At 67.2% G+C, this 1,366-nt stretch carries 1 protein-coding gene; it reads left to right on the plus strand.

Annotated elements, in window-relative coordinates:
- Window positions 1-276: 276 nt before the first annotated feature.
- Window positions 277-1,356: an IS110 family RNA-guided transposase gene (locus tag ACZ6IM_RS42620; RefSeq protein WP_161270299.1), complete on the plus strand. Its 1,080-nt coding sequence runs from the start codon at window positions 277-279 to the stop codon at window positions 1,354-1,356.
- The last annotated feature ends 10 nt before the right edge of the window (window positions 1,357-1,366 follow it).

Consider the following 1,366-nt stretch of genomic DNA (forward strand, 5'->3'; position numbering starts at 1 on the left):
AAGGTAACTGTGATAGTCGACCTGCGGCCCGGGATGGGTTGCTGCCAGGCTGGCGTCGACGTTCCGGTATGACCCACAAGGTAATTGGCGGCTCGTCAGAGCCTGCCGTGCCCCCGAGATGTCTACCGAACGTCGGCGTCGGCCTGGCCCACCCCGTTGGCTTGATCAGCAGCTTGTCCGCCATATCGACGTGACTCATCACAGTTCTGCCACGCGGTGACTCCACCCAGGCCGGCGCCGACCACGGTCGCCCCGCTCGAGAAGGAGAACAACCGCGTGACCATGCTCGCAGAACAGGTCGACGGAGTCATCGGCGTCGACACCCACCGGGACACCCTCGCCGCAGCCGCCGTCAGCCCCATCGGCGCCGCCCTCGCCACCACGGATGCCCCCGCGAACGCCCGCGGCTACCGGCGACTGCTGGAGTTCGCCCGCCAGCACATCCCCGGCCGGCGTTGCTGGGCTCTGGAAGGAGTCGGCAGTTACGGCGCCGGGCTGGCCGCCTTCCTCGACCAGGCCGGCGAACAGGTCGTCGAGGTCCTGCGTCCCAAGCGATCGGCTGTCCGCGGCGGCCGCAAGACCGACATGCTCGACGCCATCCGAGCAGGCAAGGAAGCCCTCGCCAGCGAGCACCTCATCCAGCCGCGGGCCCGAGGGGAACGCGAGGCTCTGCGGGTTCTCCTCGTCACCCGCCACGGTGCTGTGCTCGCCTCCACGGCCGCGATCAACCAGTTCAAGGGCCTGATCGTTTCGGCACCCGACGACCTCCGCGCTGAGCTGCGGAAACTCAAGCGTCCGGCGCAGATCAACCGCTGTGCGCAGCTGAGGGACCGCCCAGCGCAAAGCATCGAGCACCGCATGACGGTCCGGGCGCTGAGGTCTACGGCCCAGCGTGTTCAAACACTGCAAGCTGAGGCCAGGGACCTCGAGGGAGAAATCATCAGCCTCGTGCGTCAGATGGCTCCCGAGCTGCTGGAACTCCAAGGAGTCGGACCGATCACCGCGGCCCAGGTGCTGGTCAGCTGGTCACACCCAGGCCGTTTCCGCTCCGAGGCCGCCTTCGCGTCGTTCGCCGGTGTCTCGCCGATCCCTGCCTCTTCCGGGCTCACCAACCGCCACCGCATTAACCGCAGCGGTGACCGGCAGCTGAACCGCGCTCTGCACACCATCACGCTCATCCGGATGCGGCTGGACCCAGCCACGAAGACATACGTTGCCCGCAGGATCAGCGAGGGCAAGACCTCCCGCGACGCACAGCGCTGCCTGAAACGAGCCATCTGCCGCCAGCTGTTCAAGATCCTCGAACGCTCAGGTCGAACCCCGACGACCTCCTCCGAACCGCTTGACTCGATATAGCAGCCTCGGG

The sequence above is a fragment of the Streptomyces sp. NPDC042336 genome (genome assembly GCF_055581985.1).